Origin of the sequence: Cereibacter sphaeroides 2.4.1 (assembly GCF_000012905.2) — a bacterium.
In the GTDB taxonomy this organism is placed as follows: Bacteria; Pseudomonadota; Alphaproteobacteria; order Rhodobacterales; family Rhodobacteraceae; genus Cereibacter_A; species Cereibacter_A sphaeroides.
Genome location: NC_007494.2, coordinates 237,069 through 255,363, shown reverse-complemented (window position 1 = coordinate 255,363; position 18,295 = coordinate 237,069). Strand labels below are relative to the sequence as shown.

Below are 18,295 nucleotides of genomic sequence, written 5' to 3'. Positions count from 1 at the left end.
CCATGCGTTACCGTCGTCTCGGCCCGAGCGGCCTTTTTGTCTCCGAGCTCTGCCTCGGCACCATGACCTTCGGCGGCTCGGACGGCATCTGGGGCCAGATCGGTCAGCTCGGACAGGACGAGGCGGATGCGCTGGTGCGCACCGCGCTCGATGCGGGCATCAATTTCATCGACACGGCCAATGTCTATGCGGGCGGCGAGAGCGAGCGCATCCTCGGCCGGTCGCTGCGCAACCTCGGGGTGCGGCGCGAGGATGTGGTGATCGCGACCAAGGTGCTCGGGCCCATGGGCGCAGGCGTCAATGCGCGCGGGGCCTCGCGCGTCCATATCCTCGATCAGTGCAAGGCCAGCCTCGAGCGGCTGCAGCTCGACCATATCGACCTCTATCAGATCCACGGGTTCGACGCCGAGACCCCCATCGTGGAGACGCTGGAGGCGCTCGACACGCTCGTGCGCCACGGCCATGTCCGCTACATCGGCCTGTCGAACTGGGCGGCCTGGCAGGTGATGAAGGCGGTGGGGATCGCCGAGGCGCGCCGTCTGGCGCCGATCCTGTCGCTTCAGGCCTATTACACTCTGGCCGGCCGCGATCTCGAGCGCGAGGTGGTGCCGATGCTGAAGGACACGGGCATGGGCCTCATGGTCTGGAGCCCGCTGGCGGGCGGCTTCCTGTCGGGAAAGTACGACCGCGAGGGCAAGGCCGCCGACGGGCGCCGCGCGGCCTTCGACTTCCCGCCGGTCGACAAGGATCGCGGCTGGACCGTGATCGAGGCGATGCGCCCCATCGCGGAGGCGAAGGGCTCGTCTGTCGCGCAGGTGGCGCTGGCCTGGCTCCTGCATCAGGAGGCGGTCACGAGCGTGATCGTGGGGGCCAAGCGCGTGGATCAGCTGGCCGACAACATCGCCGCGACCGAGGTGCGGCTCGAGGCCGAGGATCTGGCGGCGCTCGACCGGGCGAGCGCGCTGGCGCCGGAATATCCGGGCTGGATGCTCGAGCGGCAGCGGAGCTACCGCGCCCGGTAGGCCGCTCCGGAGCCTGCCGCCGCGGACCCGCGGTCTGCGGCGGCGCCCCGGGCGGGCCCGCGGCCAAGGCCAGCTCGTCCACCATCGCCGTGACGGCTCCGGCGCTCCGCAGCAGGGCTGCGAGACAGCGGGCGCGGGCCTCGTCGGCCTCAGCCCGGCCGGCCGATCGCCAGCGCCAACCCGTCCACCACTGCCGTGAAGGCCTCGGCGCTCCGCAGCTCGGCCGCGGGACAGAGGGCGCGGGCCTCCTCGGCCACCAGCCGCATGAGGCTCGAGCCGCCGACGAGGATCACCGTCTCGACCTCCTGCGGCGCCACGCCCGCGCGGCCGCAGGTCTCTTCGGCGGCGGCCCGGAGGTCGGCGCGGTGCCGTGCCAGCGCCTCGGCCAGCGAGGCCTGGCTGATCTCGGCATAGAGCCCGCGCTCGATCCGGCCCATGCGGATCGCGGCGCCGGGCTTGTCGGCATTGGCCTCGATCTTGCCGCGCTCCACCGCGAAGGCCAGATCGTGCCCGAGCTCATGCTCCAGCACCTCGGCCAGACGGCGCAGCAGCCGCGGCTCCTCGGCGCGCTTCACCATTTCGGCCACGGCCGAGCGCGTCTCGCGGGTATAGAGGAACGGGATCTTGGCCCAGGTCGCGAGATCGACGAAGAGGTCGTTCGGCATGGGCAGAAGCCCCGGCCCCATCTCGCGCCGCAGCCGCCCGCCATGGCCGAGGCAGGGCATAGCATGGGCGAGCGAGACCGACCGGTCGAAGTCGGTCCCGCCGAGCCGGATGCCGTGGCTGGCGAGGATGCCCACCTGCCCCGCCTCGGCGCGGAAGAGCGAGAAGTCCGAGGTGCCACCGCCGATGTCCACGATCAGCCCCGGCGCGCCGTCGCGGCCGAGCGCGTGGCTCGCGAGCGCGGCGGCCTCGGGCTCGTAGAGGAACGCGACCTCCTCGAAACCGGCCGCGAGATAGCAGGCCCGCAGATCCTCTTCGGCGCGGGCGTCGCGCGCCGGATCGGCATGAAAGCGGACGGGGCGTCCCGAGAGGGCGCGACGGAACGGGCGGCCCGTGGTCTGCTCCGCGCGCGCCTTCACCTCGGCGAGGAAGGCCGTCACCACTTGGGCGAGCGTACGCCGCCGCCCGCCCACCAGCCGCGCTTCGTGAAAGAGCGGCGCGCCCAGCACGCTTTTCAGCGCGCGCATGTAGCGCCCCTCCTCGCCCGCGATCAGCGCCTCGGCCGCCGCGGCGCCGATCCGCATCGGGCCGCGGTCGGCGGGGAAGAAGACCGCCGTCGGCAGCGTGTCGGCGCCCGGTTCGAGCGCGAGCCTCTGCACGCGGCCCTCCTCGAGCACCGCGGCGGCGGAGTTCGAGGTTCCGAAGTCGATGGCGAGCGTGTCGGCTTGCATGGGGCCCTCCCGGAGAAAGCCTGCGCGGCTAGCCGAGATCGGGCCGGGGTGCAAGTCCGCCCTGCCGCACCGCTCCGGCCGCAGAGGCGCCGGAGCGCCCGTGCCCTGCGCTTGCGACGCTCCGCGCCCGGCCGTTCCCCTCAGGCGAGGTGATCCGTGGCCGCCCGCGCCGACCGGAGCGCCTCGGCCACGGTGCGCGGGGCCGACTTCCGCGCGTCGCCCAGCACCAGCGCCTCGCGCCGCAGGACGGACCGGCCCGCCGCATCGCAGGGGCACCAGCCGCTCGTATCGGCAAGGCCCGCCGCCGCGGCGATGGCCCCCGCCCGCAGCGCCGGCACGAAATTCACCACATCCGCGCGGATCGGTCCCGCCTCGGTCTCGATCAGCCCTGCCCGCGCATCCACCGCGCGCACCCGCCCGCCCTGTGCGGCCGAGACCCACTCCACCCGGGCAGCCGCCTCGGCAGGGGCACGGTCGGCGAAGGCGCGGGCGAGATCCGCGCCCTTCGAGCCGTCGAGCACCGTCAGCCGCGCGCCCGGCCGCCGCGCCACATGGCCCGCCAGCGCCAGCGCCCGGCCGAGCGCCGCCGCGGGATGGGCGGCCTCGCCCTCGGGCAGGCGCAGGACGACATGGCCGCGCTCGGGCAGCGCCTGAAGGCCTGCGAGCAGACGTCGGGCCTCGCGCGGGCTGCCCCAGGCGGCGGGCCATGCGTGGCGGGCCACCGCATCGAGCCCCGAAATCGCCTCGTCGCGCGGCGCCGTGCCGGGCGCGAGCAGTAGCCGGTCGAAGGCCAGATCGCGGCCCGAGAAGAGGACGGCCCGCCCCGCGGCCCAGTCGACGCTCACCACCTCGTCGAGGGCGAGACCCACGCCCGCGGCCTTCAGGGCCGCAAGCCCCGCCTCGGCGCGCGGGCGCAGGAAACCCGCAAGGCCCGCCTCATCCGGCTCGCGCGCAAGCCGCGTCGGATCGCGCTCGACGAGCAGCACCGAAGCCCGGGGATGAGCGGCCCGGAGCGCAAGCGCCGCCTCGGCCCCGGCGGGACCGCCGCCCACGACGAGGACGCGCTCGCCCGGACGAAGCGCGAAGGCGGCGCCTCCTGCCGCGAGACTGGCTGCGGCGGCAAGGCCAAAGGTGAAATGGCGGCGGCTCAGGCTCTGCATCATCAGGTCTCCTAGCGGGACCGGGCCCGGCCCGCGGCCGGGACGCCCGGGATCAGCGTTTCTTTTCCAAGAGCTCGGCTTCGGGATGGATCGGGCGGTAGATCTCGACGCGGTCGCCCTCGGCGAGTGTCCGGTCGAGCGGGCAGATGGCGCCGAAGATCCCCACCTTGTTCACTGCAAGGTCGATCTCGGGGAACTGGGCCAGAAGCCCGGACCGTTCGATCGCCTCGCGCGCAGAGGTGCCCTCGGGCACGTCCACATGTTTCCAGACCTGCACGGTCGGCTTGGCATAGGCCACTCCCACGATCATGCGTCGTCCCCCGCCTCTTGCAGCCGCGGCGTCAGCACGCCGGCCGCGGTGAACACGCGTTCGACGCGCAGATCCCGGATCTCCTGCTCGAGGCTCTTCTTGCGGCTGTCGACGATGGACTTCAGCGCGAGGATGACGCCGAGCAGGATGAAGCCGCCCGGCGGCAGGATGGCGATCAGGAAGCCCGGATAGTCGGGCAGGATCGTGAGCTCCATGAAGGCGAAATGCGGCCCGAGCAGCACCGAGGCCTGCGCGAAGAGCGTGCCAGACCCCACCAGCTCGCGCACCGCCCCGACGAGGACCAGCGCCAGCGTGAAGCCCACGCCCATGGTCAGCCCGTCGAAGGCCGAAGCGAGGATGCCGTGGCGCGAGGCGAAGGCTTCGGCGCGCCCGAGAATGGCGCAGTTCGTGACGATCAGCGCGATGAAGAGGCCCAGAACCTTGTGCAGGTCGTGGACCCAGGCATTCAGCGCGAGATCGACCACCGTCACGATGGCCGCGATCACGAGGACGAAGGCCGGGATGCGGATCTCGGGCGTGATGGCGCGGCGCAGGGCCGAGATGGCCGCGTTCGACAGGATGAGGACGGCGGTGGTGGCCAGCCCCATCCCGAGCCCATTGGTGGCCGTGCCGGTGATGGCGAGCGTGGGACAGAGCGCCAGCATCTGGCCCACCACGATGTTCTTGTCCCAGAGCCCGTCGCGGGCGATCTTGCCGAAGTCCGTGGACATGGGGGGCCTCCTCCCTCAGGAGCGGGGTGGGAGCGGGGCGAGCAGCTCCGCGCGGTGACGGTCGAACAGGGTGAGGCCGCGGTGGATGGTGCCCACCACCGCGCGCGGCGTGATGGTCGCGCCCGAGAACTGGTCGAACACGCCGCCGTCGCGGCGCACCTTCCAGCCCGCGGGCCCCGGATCGGTGAGCGAACGTCCGGCGAAGCCCTCGATCCAGTCGTCCTTGCCGATCTCGATCTTGTCGCCGAGGCCCGGCGTCTCGGTGTGCGAGAGGACGCGCGCACCGAGGATCGTGCCGTCGGCGGCCACAGCCATCAGGACGCGGATCGCGCCGCCGTATCCATAGCCCGTGAGCTCGAAGGTGACGGCCGTCACCGCCCCGCCCCTGGCCGCGACATAGACCCGCACCGCCCCTTCGTCCGCGTCCGAAAGGGTCCGGATGTCGGCGGTGGGATCGTTGTCGTGCAAGGTTTCGGGCAGCACCTGCGCCAGCGAGGCCAGCAGATCCTCGGCCGAGCGGGCGGCGATGGGGCCGCGGGTGGCGTCGCTGGCCAGCGCCAGCATCAGCGCCGAGACGAGCGAGAAGAGGCCGAGGAGCAGCCCCGAGACGAGGGGCGAGCTCTTCCAGTCGCGGGCGGGGCCCCGGGGCGGCGGAGCGGCGGTGTCGTCGGTCATCTCTTCCCTCCGCGCGGCGTCCGGGCCTTGACCGGCAGGGACTTGCCCGTCCGGGTGCGGCCGAAGACGCGCGGGCGCACATAGGTTTCGATCAGCGGCGTGCAGGCATTCATCAAAAGCACCGCGAAGGCCACGCCCTCAGGGAACGATCCCCAGGTGCGGATCACGAAGACGAGCGCGCCGATCGCCACGCCATAGACGAGCTTGCCCATCGCAGTGACCGGCGAGGTCACATAGTCGGTCGCGATGAAGAAGGCGCAGAGCATCGTCGAGCCCGAGGTCAGATGCAGGAGCGGCGGCGCGAACCGGTCGGGGGCGAGGGTCGAGGCCACCGCCGAGAGCCCGGCCAGCGTGCCCAGCACCGAGAGTGGGATCACCGGCGTGATGATGCGCAGCGCCATCAACGCGATGCCTCCGAGGAGAAGGAGGATCGTGCTGGTCTCGCCGAGGCTGCCCGGAACGAGGCCGATCAGCCGCGCCTCGAGATCGGACAGATCCGGCGCGATCTCGGACATGGTGGCGCCCGCGCCGATCTGGCTCTTGATGTGGCTCAGCGTGGACGCGCTCGAGACCGCGTCGAACTCCTGCGAACCCGCGAAGGTGATGGCGAGGCCGTCGAGGAAGCCCGGCCCCTCGGGCAATCCCACCGGCGCGACCCAGGTCGTCATGTGGACGGGCAGCGCGATGAGCAGCATGGCGCGGGCGACCATGGCCGGGTTGAAGAGGTTCTGGCCGAGGCCGCCGAAGAGATGTTTCGCGATGACGATGGCGATGGCCGAGCCCGTCATGCCGAGCCACCAAGGCGCATAGGGCGGCAGCGTCATGGCCACGAGCCAGCCCGTCAAGATGGCCGAGCCGTCGCCCGCGAACCGCGCCACGGGCTTGCCCGCGACCCGGAGGCAGGCCACCTCGAACAGCCAGGCCGAGGCCACCGTCACGAGGAAGAGGAAGATCGCGGGCCAGCCGAACATCCACAGGCCGAAGAGCGTGGCGGGCGCCAGCGCCGCGCTCACCGTCAGCATGGTGCGCGAGACGGTGAAGAGCGTGTGGGTATGGGGACCCGAGATGATGAGCGGGGCGGTCATTGCGCGGCACCTCCGGGCTGGGCCATCGCCTGAGCGAGCGGTGGCGGCGGGGGCGCGGCGGCCTCGCGCTGCTTCCTGGCCTCCATCTCGGCCTTGCGTTTCGCCATCATCTGCCGCTTGGCCTCGGCCGCGGCCTCCTCGCGCGCCTTCCGCGCGGCGGCGAGGCGCTTCGTCTCTTCCTGTTGGTGCCTGCGCCCCTCGGCCTCGGCGAGCTTGCCCTTGGCGTAATGGATCGTCTGCACGAGCGGGAGGTTCGAGGGGCAGGTGAAGGAGCAGCAGCCGCAGGTGATGCAGTCGAGAAGCCCGATCCGCCCCGCCCCCTCGAGATCCTCGGACTGGATGCGGGCATTGAGTTCGAAGGGCGTGAGGCCCACGGGGCAGGCCTGCGCACAGCGCCCGCAGCGGATGCAGGGCATCGTATCGACGCCGGGGGTCTCGGCGCGCGTCAGGGCGAGGATGCCGCTTGTGCCCTTCACCACCGGCACGCGCAGGTTCTGGATCGGCTGGCCCATCATCGGCCCGCCGAGAAGCAGCCGGTCGGGCTCTTCGGCATAGCCGCCGCAATGGGCGACGACCTCAGACACCGGCGTGCCGATCAGGACGCGCACATTGGCAGGCCGCCGCACCGCCCGGCCCGAGACCGTGACCACGCGCGACAGGAGAGGCTCGCCGTAGCGCACCGCGAGATGGACGGCATGGGCGGTGGCGGCATTGTGGACGACGACGCCCAGATCGGCCGTCAGCGCCCGCGCCGGCGTCTCGCGCCCGGTCAGGATCTTCACCAGATGCTTCTCCGAGCCCATCGGATACTGGGTCGGCACCACCTGCACCCGGAGCGGGATGTCGAGCGCGCGGTCGAAGCGCTGCATGGCCGAGATCGCCTCGGCCTTGTTCGACTCGATGGCCACGACGATCTGCGTCACGCCCAGAGCCCTTGCCATGATCCCCACGCCGTCGGCGATCTCCTCGGCCCGCTCGCGCATCAGCCGGTCGTCGCAGGTGAGGTAGGGCTCGCATTCCGCCCCGTTGATGACGAGCGTATGGAGGTCGTATTTCGCCCGCAGGTTCAGCTTCACCGCCGAGGGGAAGGTGGCGCCGCCCATGCCCACGATCCCCGCCTCGGCCACCTTGGCCGCGATCTCCTCGGGGGTGGCATTCTCGGGCCGGAGGCGACCCAGCCGGGGCCCCCAGCTGTCCTGCCCGTCGGTGCGGATGGTGATGGTGGGAATGGGCAGCCCCGAGGGATGGGGAGCCGCGAAATGGCCCACCGCGATCACCCGGCCCGAGGTCGGCGCGTGTATGTTGGCCGAGACCGGGCCGCGGGCGCGCCCGATCAGCTGGCCCTTCACCACCAGATCGTCGCGCCTGACCAGCGGCTCGGCCTCGGCGCCGATATGCTGCTGGAGCGGCACGCGGATCAGCGTGGGGATCGGCATGTCCTCGATGGGGCTTTCCGAGCTCAGATGCTTGCGCGTCTCGGGGTGGACGCCGCCGCGGATGCCGAAGAACTGCGAGGGCCGGAAGAGGGCCGCGAAATGGGGAAAGCTCATGCCGCCACCTCCGTGCCCCGGGCCTCGAAGGCCGTGCGGGGCTTGTCCCAGTACCAGCTCTTGAGGGTCTTCGGCTTCACGCGCGCCACGATGGCCTCGGTCGGGCAGGCCTCGATGCAGGCGTTGCAGCCGATGCAGGCGTCGGTGACCACGGTGTGGATCTGCCTGTTCGCGCCGATGATCGCATCGGTGGGACAGCGCTTGAAGCAGCGCATGCAGCCCGTGCAGTGGTCCTCGAAGATGAAGGCCACGGTGGGCTCGGCCTCGGCCATGCCCGGAACCGCCCCGCCGCCGCCGTCGGTCTCGACGATGGCCGCCAGCGCCAGCGCCACGTCGCGTCCGCCGGGCGCGCAGGCGGTGACGGGGGCCGCGCCCTCCGACATGGCCTCGGCGAGGCCCCGGCAGCCGGGATAGCCGCAGGCGCCGCAGTTGGTGCCGGGCAGGATGCCCTCGATCGCATCGACGATGGGCGGGCTCTCGACATGGAACCTGCGGGCGGCCACCCCGAGCAGGAGGCCCAGCCCGAGGCCCAGGGCAGACATGGAGACGGCGGCTTCGATCATGGTGGGGCTCCGGTCCGGGTCAGTTCGGGGCAAGTCCCGCGAAGCCCATGAAGGCCATCGACAGGAGACCTGCGGAAATGAAGGCGATGGGCGCGCCCGCGAAGGGACCGGGCACCGAAAGCTGCGCCAGACGCTCGCGCATACCGGCGAAGATCACGAGGACGAGGGTGAAGCCCGAGGCCGAACCGAAGCCGTAGAGCAGGCTCGAGGCAAGCCCGTGCCCCTCCTGGATGTTCAGGAGCGCCACGCCGAGGACGGCACAGTTGGTCGTGATGAGCGGCAGGTAGATCCCGAGCGCCCTGTGCAGCCCCGGGGCCAGCTTGCGCATCACCACTTCGATGAACTGCACGATCGCCGCGATCACGAGGATGAGGCTCAGGATGCGCAGGAAGGTGAGATCGAGCGGCTCGAGGATCAGCGCCTCGACCATCCAGCTCGCGCCGGCGGCAAGGGTCAGCACGAAGGTGGTGGCGAGGCCCATGCCGATGGCCGCGTCGGTCTTGCGCGACACGCCCATGAAGGGACAGAGCCCCAGAAACTTGACCAGAACCACGTTGTTCACGAGCGCGGTGCTGAGCAGGATGAAGAAGAAATCGCCCATGGCCTGTCCCGTCTGACGCCCGCCTCCGCGGAGATCGCGGGAGGGGAGCGGCGCTGTCGCACATCTGTCACGACCCGGAAGAAGCAGCCGCCGTGCCAAGTGGCGGAAGGAGGCGCCTCGCGCCCGCCCGCACGACGCGCCCCCGCGACCGTCAGAGGAAGGGTCCCGTCCCACGGGCCGCTCCGTCACACGGGGGCGTGATGTCGCGTTCCCGACAGCTCTGTCGGGGTTCCGCCCGTTTCGGACAAACGGCGCGGGAGGGATGACCTTTCCGAGAGTTTCCCTGCGGCCCTGGTCCTTGCTGCCCATCCAGGTCCGGGAGGCAAGGGACCAGGGCCCTTCCCGGCCTCCCGGGCTCTGGCGCTGGCGGAAGGAGACGCGCTTCCCCGTCAGCCCCGGCCGCGCCCGAACGGTCGCCGGACCGGCGCCGCCGCACTTGGCATGCCGCCTGCTTCTTCCGCTCCAGATGCCAGCCGAAGGAGCGTCCCTTGACCGCCGCCGCCGCACGCCCTGCCTCCGTGCCGCCCCTTCCCGCAGAAGGGCCGGTCGAGATCGTGCCCGGCGTGCACTGGATCGGTGCCTTCGACCCGGGGCTGCGCAGCTTCGACACGCTGATGAAGACGGCCAACGGCACGAGCTACAACGCCTACACCGTCCGCGGCGCGGCGGGCGTGGCGGTGATCGACACGGTGCATGCGGATCATGCCGAGACCTTCTTCGCGCGCCTCGAAGCCGTGGCCCGCTACGACGAGATCACGCAGATCGTGCTCAACCACCTCGAGCCCGACCATTCCGGCGCCCTGCCCGAGCTGCTGCGCCGGGCGCCGCAGGCCGAGATCCGCCTCTCGCCCCGCGGCCTGCCGATCCTGCGCGCCCTCCTCCGCGATGCCTTCGAGACGGCCCGGATCCTGCCCGTCACCACCGGCGCCGAAGCGGATCTGGGCGGCCGGCGGCTGCGCTTCCTGACCACGCCCAACGTCCACTGGCCCGACACGCAATGCACCTATCTCGTCGAGGAGGGGATCCTCTTCACCTGCGATCTCCTCGGCAGCCACTATTGCGACGAGCGGCTCTTCGACGACCGGGTGGGCGATTTCCGCTTCGCCATGGACCATTATTTCGACCGGCTGATGCGGCCCTTCCGCAGCTTCGTCACCCAGGCGCTCGACCTGATCGAGCCGCTCGACCTCACCGTCATCGCCCCCTCGCACGGCCCCGTGCTGCGCACCGATCCGCGCGCCTATCTGCGCCAGTATCGCAGGCTCGCGGGGCCGCGCTCGGCCCCCGGACCCGACCGGACGCTGGCCATCCTCTACATCTCCGCCCATGGCGCGACCGCACGGCTCGCGCAGGCGATCCGGGACGGCGCGGCCGGAGAGCCGGGCGTGCGCGTCTCGCTCTTCGATCTCGAAGGGGGCGAGCTTCATCCCTTCCTCGACCTGATCGAGGAGGTCGACGGGATCGCGCTCGGCACGCCCACCATCAACGGCGATGCGGTCCGCGCGATCTGGGAGCTTCTGGCCATGCTCGTGGACATCGAGACCCGCGGCAAGCTCGGCGCGGTCTTCGGCTCCTACGGCTGGTCGGGCGAGGCGGTCCGTCAGGTCGAGGCGCGGCTTCAGGGGTTGAAGATGCGCCTGCCCGAGCCGGGGCTGAAGGTGAAGCTCGAGCCCACCGACGAGGATCTTCAGGAGGCGCGCGCCTTCGGCCGCCGCCTCGCCGCCCATCTCACCGGCCGCGCCCCGCCGCGCGAGGTCGATCTGGCCGATCTGGCCTCCCGCTGACACGAGCCCCGACACGAAAAGGACCCGCGATGGAAAAGGCCACCCTCACGTTCACCGATGTCGCCATCACGGTCAATGTGCCGCCCGGAAGCCGCATCATCGAGATGTCCGAGAAGGTCGGCTCCGGCATCACCTACGGTTGCCGCGAGGGCGAATGCGGCACCTGCGTCACCCACATCATCGAGGGGAGCGAGAACCTCTCGGACCCTTCGGCGCTCGAGCTCCGCGTGCTCTCGGAAAACATGGCCGGCAAGGACGATCGCCTCGCCTGCCAGTGCCGTGTGCTGAGCGGCGCGGTGAAGGTGCGCCCCGGCTGAGGCCGGGCGCGTCCAAGGCAGGCTTCTCCCACCCCAGAAAGGAACGTCCCATGTCCATGACCATCTCCGCCGATCTCTGCACCGCCTGCGGCGACTGCGAGCCCGTCTGCCCCACCCATGCGATCGTGCCGCGCAAGGGCATCTATTTCATCAAGTCCGAGGTCTGCACCGAATGCGAGGGCGCCTTCGACATGCCGCAGTGCATGAGCGTCTGCACCTCCGACAGCATCGCCCCGCTGGAGGCCTGAGCCGATGGCGGGCGCCGGCACCCCGGCCGATCCGCGCCTGCTGCGCGAACGGCTGAGGGTGGTCGCCGCACCTGCCGGGCGCTTGCGGCTCACGGCCCCGCGCGCCGCGGGCTGCGCCGGCTGCGGCGCGCGCGCGGCCTGCGGCGGGGCGGCGGCCTCCGGCCCCGCCCGGCTGCTCGAGATCGCCTGCCCGCCGGACCTCGCGCCCCGGCCCGGCGATGAGGTCGAAGTCGCTCTGTCCGGCGGGCGCTTCCTCGCGGCGGTGGGGCTGGCCTATCTGCTGCCCACGCTGGCGGTCGTGATCGCGGCCGGCGCGGGGCTGGCGCTGCAGCTGTCCGATCTGGGCGTGGCGCTCCTCTGCCTGCCCGCCCTTGCGCTCTCGCTCATCCCCCTTGCCCTCGCCGGCCGGGGCGAGGGGCTGACAGAGGCGCTCCGCGTCGAGGCCCTCCACCCCGCCGGGCCTTCCGAACCCGACCCATGCGGACCGTGACCCTCCCGCGCCGGGCCTTCCTTGCTACCCTCGCCGCGCTCGCGCTCGGCGGGGTGGCGGCCCTGCGCCTCGAGCCCGCCTCGGACGTTCGCGAGACCTTCTATCTCTTCGGCACGCTGGTAGAGATCGAGACCCACGGCGTGCCCGAACGCATGGCCCGCGCCGCCATCGCCCGCGCGGGCCAGAGCCTTGAGGCCGCGCATCGCGACTGGCACGGCTGGCGGCCGGGCGAACTCGGGACCTTGAACACGGCCATCGCGGCGGGGCGCCCGCAGCGCGTGGATGCGACCCTCGCGGCCCTCCTGCGCAAGGGGCGCGCCCTCTCCTGTGCGAGCGGCGGGCTGTTCGATCCGGCCATCGGCAGGCTGGTCGGCGCCTGGGGCTTTCACGCCGACACATTGCCCGAGGGCGATCCGCCATCCGCCGCCGCCATCGCGGCCCTCGTCGCGCGCCACCCGCGCATGACCGACCTGCGCTTCGACGGCACCGAGGTGCGCTCGCTCAATCCCGCGGTTCAACTCGATCTCGGGGCCTATGCCAAGGGGGCGGCGCTCGAGATGGCGGCGGCCGAGCTTCGGGCGGCAGGCGTCGAGGATGCGGTGCTGAACGCCGGCGGCGGTGTGCAGGTCATGGGCCGCCACGGCGCGCGGCCCTGGCGGGTGGCGATCCGCGATCCGTTCCAGTGGGGCGTGGTGGCGGGCGTTTCGCTCCGCCCCGGCGAGGCCCTGCATACGTCGGGCAATTACGAGCGCTATTTCGACCGCGGCGGTGTGCGCTTCTCGCACATCCTCGATCCGCGGACGGGCCGTCCGATGCAGGGCATCGTCTCGGTCTCGGTGCTCGACACCGACGGCGCGCGGGCCGATGCCGCGGCCACCGCGCTCTGCATCGCGGGCCGCGAGGCCTGGCCGCGGGTCGCGGCGGCGATGGGCGTGCGCGCCGTCCTGATGATCGCGGACGATGGCGCGGTCTTCGCCACGCCCGAGATGATGGCGCGGCTCGAACCGGCGCAGGGCGGCTACCCCGCCCCGGTGCAGATCGTATCGCTGCCGGAGGATGTCACACCGCCCGCCTGTCCCGAGGACTGACGGACCCCGCACCTCCGCTTCCGGCGGAAGGTATCGCGAGGCCCGGGCGACCGGCAATCGCACGACATGGGTCGCGGAGGCCGCCCAATCAAGCGCTTCGCCTCCGATGGGCGATCCTCCGCGGGCGGAGCGCCCAAAGGCTGCGCTTCTTGGGCGCAGGGCCGCTGAACGGCGGCGGCCGCTGCAAGTTGGTCTTGATCTGGCGCCGATTCGCCCACATCGCATCGCTCGGGCTTCCGCGCCGGAAGCATAATGGAGCAGACCTTGTCCTCGCCGCCCTTCAGACTGACCGCCCTCAGCCTCCTGGCCGCATTGTCGCTGTCAGGCGCCGTTCTCGCACAGGAAACCCCCGTCCCCGCGGCGGCCTCCTCCGGCCCGGTGTTCTCGGCGCCGTCCGCCTTCTCCTTCGACCTTCTGGCCGAGCGCGCCGCAACCCTTGCGCGCCAGCCCTATGCGCCGACCCCGATCGAGCATCCCGAGGTGCTGGAGAAGATCGACTACGACGCGCACTGGCGCATCCGCTTCCGCGATGCGGCCTCGGTGCAGGTGGGAGACACGTTCGCGCAGTTCTTCCATCTCGGCACCTACTTCCGCCAGCCGGTGAAGATCTTCACCGTGGCCGAGGGCGAAGCCCGCGAGGTGGTCTACAGCCCCGACTATTTCGAGATGCCCGAGGACAGCCCGGCGCACGGTCTCGAGACGAACGCGGGCTTCGCGGGCTTCCGGCTCATGCGGCCGGACATGAAGAGCGACTGGATCTCGTTTCTGGGCGCGGCCTATTTCCGCAGCGACGGCGCCCTGCGCCAGTACGGGCTGTCGGCGCGCGCCGTGGCGCTGAACACCGGCCTCTCGATCCCCGAGGAGTTCCCGCGGTTCACGGAGTTCTACCTCGAGCCCGGGCCGGACGGCGCGACCATCGTGAACGCACTGATGGACGGGCCGAGCGTGACCGGCGCCTACCGGATGGTGATGCGCGACACGCCCGGCAAGGGCCAGGTCATGGACATCTCGAGCCGCCTCTTCTTCCGCGCCCCGGTCGAGCGTCTGGGCGTGGCGCCGCTCACCTCGATGTTCTGGTATTCCGAGAGCAACCGCTTCCAGTCCGCGGACTGGCGGCCGGAAGTGCACGACACCGACGGGCTCATGATCCATACCGGCGCGGGCGAGCATATCTGGCGGCCGCTGAACAACCCCGACCGCGTGGTGACCTCGAGCTACCTCGACCGCGGGCTCAAGGGCTTCGGCCTCGTGCAGCGCGACCGGGATTTCAACCATTATCAGGATGACGGGGTCTTCTACGACAAGCGCCCGGCCGTCTGGATCGAGCCCACCTCGGACTGGGGCGCGGGCGCGGTGCAGCTGGTCGAGATCCCCACCGACGACGAGATCTACGACAATATCGTGGCCTTCTGGAACCCGGAGACCGCGCCCAAGGCCGGAGACGAGCTGCGCTTCGACTACCGGATGCACTGGGTGGACGAGCCCCCCGTCGAGATGCCGCTCGCCCGCACCGTCGCCACGCAGGTGGGCAATGGCGGCGTGCCCGGCCAGCCCCGTCCGAAGGATGCGATCAAGGTCGTGCTCGACTTCGCGGGCCCGGCGCTCGAAGGGCTCGACCCGCGCGAGGGGGCCACGCCCGAGATCTCGGCGCCCGAAGGGGTGAAGGTGGTCAATCCCTTCGTCGTGCGGGTGGTTGGGACGGATCGCTGGCGGCTGACCTTCGACCTGAAGGCCCCGGCCGAGACGGACACGGTGGACCTGCGCGCCTATATCGCGCAGGACGGCGTGCCGCTCACGGAGACCTGGCTCGGCCAGTTCCATCTGGCCCAGATCCATCGCCTGCGCTGAGGCGGGGGCGTGCGCCACAAGGGAAAGGCCGGACCCGAGGGTCCGGCCTTTTGCTGTCAGCGCGGGTCGCGCGGGCGCGGGGTGCGCTCACTGCGAGGCGAGGCTGAAGGCCACGGGTTCGGCGGTGATCGTCACCTGATCCGCAACGCGGGCGAAGGTATAGACCGTGCGCAGGTCGGACGGCATCGAGAACTGCACCCGGTCCTGATCGGCGAGGAGCATCTTGACCACCTGCGGCTCGCCCGACGGCGTGCGGGCGCGGAAGGCGGCAGTGACTTCGAGCCCGCCTTCCGCGAGATCGCGGCGGTAGGCCACGAGATCGAGCGCGCCCTCGTGCAGGCTCTGGGCCTGCATCGGGGCCTTCAGCGCGATCTCGCCTGCAAAGGCGGCGGGAACCAGCATCATCGTAGCGGCGGCGGCGGCCATGATCGTTTTCATCTTGAGACTCTTTCCAGAAGGGCGGGCCCATGACGGCAGGCCGATTGATGGCGGGAACATATTGCTGCGGCGCAGCAGCGTCTACCGGCGCCCCTGCAGTCCCGTCATGCAGCGAACGGGACGCTGACCGCTGCATTATGCCGCAGGATGAGCGGCTTGACGGCCGAAAGTCATGCGCGGACCGCATCTTGCTGCACCTGCGAGGGAGCGCGCTCTTGCCGCGGCCGACAGCCGCCGCGGGGCCCCGGGCGCGCGGCCGCGACGTCCGGTCGCTGGCTGTCCGCCTTGGGCAAAGGCCCGGCCTGCCCGTGCCGCAGTTGACGCGGGCACCGGGATCTGTCACGCCGGGCTATGACGGTTCCCGAACGCCGCAAGGTCAAGGGATGAAAAGGGAACGCGGTGAGGGGTGCTGACCCCAGTTCCGCGACTGCCCCCGCAACTGTGAGCGGCGAGCCCGCCCCGAAGACGCCACTGGACCGAAAGGGCCCGGGAAGGTTCGGGGAAGGCCGCGACCCGCGAGTCAGGAGACCTGCCGTCGAGCGCGCAAGCGCCTGTCCGCCGGGAGACCGGCTCCACCCCACCGCCGTCGGGGATGACGGCCAGGAGGACCACATGCATATCGAACCCGGTCTGGTGACCGGCGCCAAGCTCATCGCAGGCTATGCCACCGCCGCCACGGCGGGTCTCTACACGCTGAAGCTGGGCTGGGAGGCCATTCGCGAGAAGGGTCTCCTGTCCCTCGCGGCACGCGCGCTGATCGCCACGGCCTGCGTCTTCACCTTCTTCGAGATCTTCCCGCATTATCCGGTGGGCGTCTCGGAGGTCCACCTGATCCTAGGCTCGACCCTTTTCCTGATCCTCGGAGCGGCGCCGGCAGCCCTAGGGCTCGCCCTCGGGCTGCTGGTTCAGGGGCTCTTCTTCGCGCCCTTCGACCTGCCGCAATATGGCATGAACGTCACGACGCTGCTCGTGCCGCTCTTCGCCGTCAAGGCGCTTGCCGACCGGATCATCGCTCCCGACTGTCCCTATGTGGAGCTGCGCTACGGCCAGGCGCTCGCGCTCTCGACCGCCTATCAGGGCGGCGTGGTGGCCTGGGTCGCCTTCTGGGCCCTGCTGGGCCAGGGGGTGGAGGCCGGGAACCTGACCTCCATCGCCACCTTCGGCAGCGCCTACATGCTGGTGGTGCTGATCGAGCCGCTGGCCGATCTCGCGGTGCTGGCCGCGGCCAAGGCCGGCAGCCGCTTCGCCTCGTCGGGGCTCTTCACGCCGCGCCTGCATCAGGCGGCCTGAGACGGAGACCTGCGCCCGGACGCGCGGCGTTGTGCCCGGGCGCGCCGACAGAGAGGGGGCTGTCTGCCCCCCACGGGCCCGGCCTCGCGGCCGGACCCTCCCCCCGAGGATATTTGGGCAGAGTGAAAGCGGGCTTGGACGGGTGACGGCCCGGAGGCGGTGCGCCTGCCGGAGCGCTGCGCCCCGGCCCCGGGCGGGCCTCGATCTGCCGCCACAGAGGAAGAGCCCATGTCGACCGCGTCCCTGTTGCCGCCCGGCCTCCTGATCGCAGCGCCCGGGTCGGGATCGGGGAAGACCACGGTGACGCTGGGCCTGCTGCGGGCCTATCGCACGCAGGGGCTCGCCGTGCAGCCCTTCAAGAACGGGCCGGATTACATCGATCCGGCCTTTCATCGGGCGGCGGCCGGGCGGGCTTCGGTCAATCTCGACGGCTGGGCGATGCCGGACGCGCTGCTCGCGGCGCTGGTCCGGGCGGCGGAAGGGGCGGATCTGGCCCTGGCCGAAGGATCGATGGGTCTCTACGACGGCACCTCGCTGCCCGGGATGAGCGGGCGCGGCTCGGCCGCCGAGATCGCACGGCGCTTCGGCTGGCCCGTGCTGATCGTCCTCGATGTGAGCGGGCAGGCGCAGTCGGCGGCGGCGACCGCGCTCGGCTTCGCGCAGCATCCCGACGCACCGGCGCTCGGCGGCGTGATCCTCAACAACGTGGCCAGCCCGCGCCACGAGACCCTGATCCGGCGCGAGATGGAGCGGCTGGGGCTGCCGGTGCGGGGCGCCCTGCCGCGGCGGCGCGATCTGGCGCTGCCCGAGCGGCATCTGGGTCTGGTGCAGGCGGGCGAGCATCCCGATCTGGAGGGGGCCATCGGGCAGTTCGCGGCTTTGCTGGCGGAGCATGCCGATCTCGACGCGATCCGGGCCGCCGCGGGCGACACCCGGGCCGGCCCGCCGGGCGCCCTGCCCCGACCGCCGGCGCAGCGGATCGCGCTCGCGTCGGATGCGGCCTTCTCCTTCGTCTATCCGCATCTGATCGCGGGCTGGCGGGCGGCGGGGGCCGAGATCCTGCCCTTCTCGCCGCTCGCCGACGAGGCGCCGCCCGAGGCCGATCTCGTCTGGCTGCCGGGCGGCTATCCCGAGCTGCACGCGGGCCGGCTGGCCGCGGCGGCAACTTTCCGGGCAGGCCTCTGCCGCCATGCCGCGACGCGGCCCGTCCATGGCGAATGCGGCGGCTACATGGTGCTGGGCGAGGCGCTGATCGATGCGGCGGGAGAACGCCATGCGATGACCGGGCTTCTGGGCCTCGTCACGAGCTTCGAGCGGCGGCGGCTGCATCTGGGCTACCGCTCGGCGCGGCTTCTGGCGCAGGCGCCCGGCCATGCGGCGGGCGCGCGCCTGCGGGGCCACGAGTTCCATTATTCCACCATCCTCGAACAGCCGGATGCGCCGCTGGCGGAGGTGCGGGATGCGGAGGGGCGGCCCGTGGCCGAGACCGGATCGAGCCGGGGGCCGGTGACGGGGAGTTTCTTCCACCTGATCTGCGCCGAAGCGGAGGCGTAAGCGAGATCCGCCTCCGCGGGGGCGGGGCGCCACTCCGGCACGGCACCGGCGGTCGCAGGAACCGTTACGGAACGTCACGGCATGGTGCGGGGCCTTTCCCCTTCCCCGGCGCGGGCAGGCCGGATTAGCCTCCGCCGGTCAGCAGGC

General features: G+C 71.6%; 19 protein-coding genes and 1 riboswitch. Of the genes, 9 read left to right on the top strand and 10 right to left on the bottom strand.

The window, feature by feature from the left end; all coding sequences use genetic code 11:
• The first annotated feature begins 2 nt into the window (after nucleotides 1-2).
• Complete coding sequence (locus tag RSP_RS16665; protein WP_002723784.1) at nucleotides 3-1,022, top strand: aldo/keto reductase; 1,020 nt, start codon at nucleotides 3-5, stop codon at nucleotides 1,020-1,022.
• A 149-nt stretch (nucleotides 1,023-1,171) separates the two neighbouring features.
• On the opposite strand, the gene RSP_RS16660 is transcribed toward RSP_RS16665, so the two are convergent.
• The 9 genes from RSP_RS16660 to rsxA form a co-directional block, all read right to left on the bottom strand.
• A complete protein-coding gene (locus RSP_RS16660) occupies nucleotides 1,172-2,416 on the bottom strand; it encodes an Hsp70 family protein (protein ID WP_011339121.1) in 1,245 nt (414 codons plus the stop codon).
• A gap of 140 nt (nucleotides 2,417-2,556) precedes the next feature.
• Complete coding sequence (locus RSP_RS16655) at nucleotides 2,557-3,579, bottom strand: FAD-dependent oxidoreductase (RefSeq protein WP_011339120.1); 1,023 nt, start codon at nucleotides 3,577-3,579, stop codon at nucleotides 2,557-2,559.
• Nucleotides 3,580-3,628: 49 nt separating this feature from the next.
• Complete coding sequence (locus RSP_RS16650) at nucleotides 3,629-3,886, bottom strand: RnfH family protein (RefSeq protein WP_002723777.1); 258 nt, start codon at nucleotides 3,884-3,886, stop codon at nucleotides 3,629-3,631.
• Nucleotides 3,883-4,617, bottom strand: a complete 735-nt coding sequence (locus tag RSP_RS16645; RefSeq protein WP_009561393.1) for an electron transport complex subunit E — start codon at nucleotides 4,615-4,617, stop codon at nucleotides 3,883-3,885. The genes RSP_RS16650 and RSP_RS16645 overlap by 4 nt, the downstream gene beginning before the upstream one ends.
• Nucleotides 4,618-4,632: 15 nt before the next feature.
• Nucleotides 4,633-5,292, bottom strand: a complete 660-nt coding sequence (rsxG, locus tag RSP_RS16640) for an electron transport complex subunit RsxG (RefSeq protein ID WP_011339119.1) — start codon at nucleotides 5,290-5,292, stop codon at nucleotides 4,633-4,635.
• Nucleotides 5,289-6,377 carry an RnfABCDGE type electron transport complex subunit D gene (locus RSP_RS16635; protein ID WP_011339118.1) on the bottom strand — a complete coding sequence of 363 codons (1,089 nt, stop codon included), beginning with the start codon at nucleotides 6,375-6,377 and terminating at the stop codon, nucleotides 5,289-5,291. The genes rsxG and RSP_RS16635 overlap by 4 nt, the downstream gene beginning before the upstream one ends.
• A complete protein-coding gene (gene rsxC, locus RSP_RS16630) occupies nucleotides 6,374-7,927 on the bottom strand; it encodes an electron transport complex subunit RsxC (RefSeq protein ID WP_011339117.1) in 1,554 nt (517 codons plus the stop codon). The genes RSP_RS16635 and rsxC overlap by 4 nt, the downstream gene beginning before the upstream one ends.
• Complete coding sequence (locus RSP_RS16625; RefSeq protein WP_011339116.1) at nucleotides 7,924-8,490, bottom strand: RnfABCDGE type electron transport complex subunit B; 567 nt, start codon at nucleotides 8,488-8,490, stop codon at nucleotides 7,924-7,926. Before RSP_RS16625 ends, rsxC begins: the two co-directional genes overlap by 4 nt.
• 19 nt (nucleotides 8,491-8,509) lie before the next feature.
• The gene (gene rsxA / locus RSP_RS16620) at nucleotides 8,510-9,091 is read right to left on the bottom strand and encodes an electron transport complex subunit RsxA (RefSeq protein ID WP_002723764.1); all 582 of its coding nucleotides are present in this window, start codon (nucleotides 9,089-9,091) and stop codon (nucleotides 8,510-8,512) included.
• Between the two features lie 488 nt (nucleotides 9,092-9,579).
• On the opposite strand from rsxA, the gene RSP_RS16615 reads away from it, so the two are divergent.
• From RSP_RS16615 to RSP_RS16590, 6 genes are all read left to right on the top strand, one after another.
• Nucleotides 9,580-10,875, top strand: coding sequence for an FprA family A-type flavoprotein (locus RSP_RS16615; protein WP_017140334.1), 1,296 nt, complete (start codon nucleotides 9,580-9,582; stop codon nucleotides 10,873-10,875).
• Between the two features lie 29 nt (nucleotides 10,876-10,904).
• The gene (gene fdxC, locus RSP_RS16610) at nucleotides 10,905-11,192 is read left to right on the top strand and encodes a ferredoxin FdxC (protein WP_002723760.1); all 288 of its coding nucleotides are present in this window, start codon (nucleotides 10,905-10,907) and stop codon (nucleotides 11,190-11,192) included.
• A gap of 50 nt (nucleotides 11,193-11,242) precedes the next feature.
• Nucleotides 11,243-11,440 (top strand): 4Fe-4S binding protein, encoded by a 198-nt coding sequence (locus RSP_RS16605; protein ID WP_002723758.1) that lies wholly within the window; start codon nucleotides 11,243-11,245, stop codon nucleotides 11,438-11,440.
• Nucleotides 11,441-11,444: 4 nt separating this feature from the next.
• Nucleotides 11,445-11,930: a SoxR reducing system RseC family protein gene (locus RSP_RS16600; RefSeq protein WP_017140333.1), complete on the top strand. Its 486-nt coding sequence runs from the start codon at nucleotides 11,445-11,447 to the stop codon at nucleotides 11,928-11,930.
• Nucleotides 11,918-13,018, top strand: a complete 1,101-nt coding sequence (locus tag RSP_RS16595; protein WP_017140332.1) for an FAD:protein FMN transferase — start codon at nucleotides 11,918-11,920, stop codon at nucleotides 13,016-13,018. Before RSP_RS16600 ends, RSP_RS16595 begins: the two co-directional genes overlap by 13 nt.
• 252 nt (nucleotides 13,019-13,270) lie before the next feature.
• Nucleotides 13,271-14,866 (top strand): glucan biosynthesis protein, encoded by a 1,596-nt coding sequence (locus RSP_RS16590; RefSeq protein ID WP_011339113.1) that lies wholly within the window; start codon nucleotides 13,271-13,273, stop codon nucleotides 14,864-14,866.
• 87 nt (nucleotides 14,867-14,953) lie between these two features.
• Here RSP_RS16590 and RSP_RS16585 read toward each other — a convergent pair whose 3' ends face one another.
• Nucleotides 14,954-15,304 (bottom strand): hypothetical protein, encoded by a 351-nt coding sequence (locus RSP_RS16585; RefSeq protein ID WP_002723750.1) that lies wholly within the window; start codon nucleotides 15,302-15,304, stop codon nucleotides 14,954-14,956.
• Between the two features lie 338 nt (nucleotides 15,305-15,642).
• Nucleotides 15,643-15,855: riboswitch (cobalamin riboswitch) on the top strand.
• A gap of 61 nt (nucleotides 15,856-15,916) precedes the next feature.
• Here RSP_RS16585 and RSP_RS16580 point away from each other — a divergent pair.
• Entirely contained in the window at nucleotides 15,917-16,594 is a 678-nt protein-coding gene (locus RSP_RS16580; RefSeq protein ID WP_002723748.1) for an energy-coupling factor ABC transporter permease, read from the top strand.
• Between the two features lie 228 nt (nucleotides 16,595-16,822).
• Complete coding sequence (locus RSP_RS16575) at nucleotides 16,823-18,148, top strand: cobyrinate a,c-diamide synthase (protein ID WP_011339112.1); 1,326 nt, start codon at nucleotides 16,823-16,825, stop codon at nucleotides 18,146-18,148.
• The last annotated feature ends 147 nt before the right edge of the window (nucleotides 18,149-18,295 follow it).

What these genes read in the sequence shown, in the direction of transcription:
- RSP_RS16665 (WP_002723784.1), top strand. Translation starts at nt 3, where the DNA reads ATGCGTTACCGTCGTCTCGGCCCGAGCGGCCTTTTTGTCTCCGAGCTC.
- RSP_RS16660 (WP_011339121.1), bottom strand. Translation starts at nt 2,416, where the DNA reads ATGCAAGCCGACACGCTCGCCATCGACTTCGGAACCTCGAACTCCGCC.
- RSP_RS16655 (WP_011339120.1), bottom strand. Translation starts at nt 3,579, where the DNA reads ATGATGCAGAGCCTGAGCCGCCGCCATTTCACCTTTGGCCTTGCCGCC.
- RSP_RS16650 (WP_002723777.1), bottom strand. Translation starts at nt 3,886, where the DNA reads ATGATCGTGGGAGTGGCCTATGCCAAGCCGACCGTGCAGGTCTGGAAA.
- RSP_RS16645 (WP_009561393.1), bottom strand. Translation starts at nt 4,617, where the DNA reads ATGTCCACGGACTTCGGCAAGATCGCCCGCGACGGGCTCTGGGACAAG.
- rsxG (WP_011339119.1), bottom strand. Translation starts at nt 5,292, where the DNA reads ATGACCGACGACACCGCCGCTCCGCCGCCCCGGGGCCCCGCCCGCGAC.
- RSP_RS16635 (WP_011339118.1), bottom strand. Translation starts at nt 6,377, where the DNA reads ATGACCGCCCCGCTCATCATCTCGGGTCCCCATACCCACACGCTCTTC.
- rsxC (WP_011339117.1), bottom strand. Translation starts at nt 7,927, where the DNA reads ATGAGCTTTCCCCATTTCGCGGCCCTCTTCCGGCCCTCGCAGTTCTTC.
- RSP_RS16625 (WP_011339116.1), bottom strand. Translation starts at nt 8,490, where the DNA reads ATGATCGAAGCCGCCGTCTCCATGTCTGCCCTGGGCCTCGGGCTGGGC.
- rsxA (WP_002723764.1), bottom strand. Translation starts at nt 9,091, where the DNA reads ATGGGCGATTTCTTCTTCATCCTGCTCAGCACCGCGCTCGTGAACAAC.
- fdxC (WP_002723760.1), top strand. Translation starts at nt 10,905, where the DNA reads ATGGAAAAGGCCACCCTCACGTTCACCGATGTCGCCATCACGGTCAAT.
- RSP_RS16605 (WP_002723758.1), top strand. Translation starts at nt 11,243, where the DNA reads ATGTCCATGACCATCTCCGCCGATCTCTGCACCGCCTGCGGCGACTGC.
- RSP_RS16600 (WP_017140333.1), top strand. Translation starts at nt 11,445, where the DNA reads ATGGCGGGCGCCGGCACCCCGGCCGATCCGCGCCTGCTGCGCGAACGG.
- RSP_RS16595 (WP_017140332.1), top strand. Translation starts at nt 11,918, where the DNA reads ATGCGGACCGTGACCCTCCCGCGCCGGGCCTTCCTTGCTACCCTCGCC.
- RSP_RS16590 (WP_011339113.1), top strand. Translation starts at nt 13,271, where the DNA reads ATGGAGCAGACCTTGTCCTCGCCGCCCTTCAGACTGACCGCCCTCAGC.
- RSP_RS16585 (WP_002723750.1), bottom strand. Translation starts at nt 15,304, where the DNA reads ATGAAAACGATCATGGCCGCCGCCGCCGCTACGATGATGCTGGTTCCC.
- RSP_RS16580 (WP_002723748.1), top strand. Translation starts at nt 15,917, where the DNA reads ATGCATATCGAACCCGGTCTGGTGACCGGCGCCAAGCTCATCGCAGGC.
- RSP_RS16575 (WP_011339112.1), top strand. Translation starts at nt 16,823, where the DNA reads ATGTCGACCGCGTCCCTGTTGCCGCCCGGCCTCCTGATCGCAGCGCCC.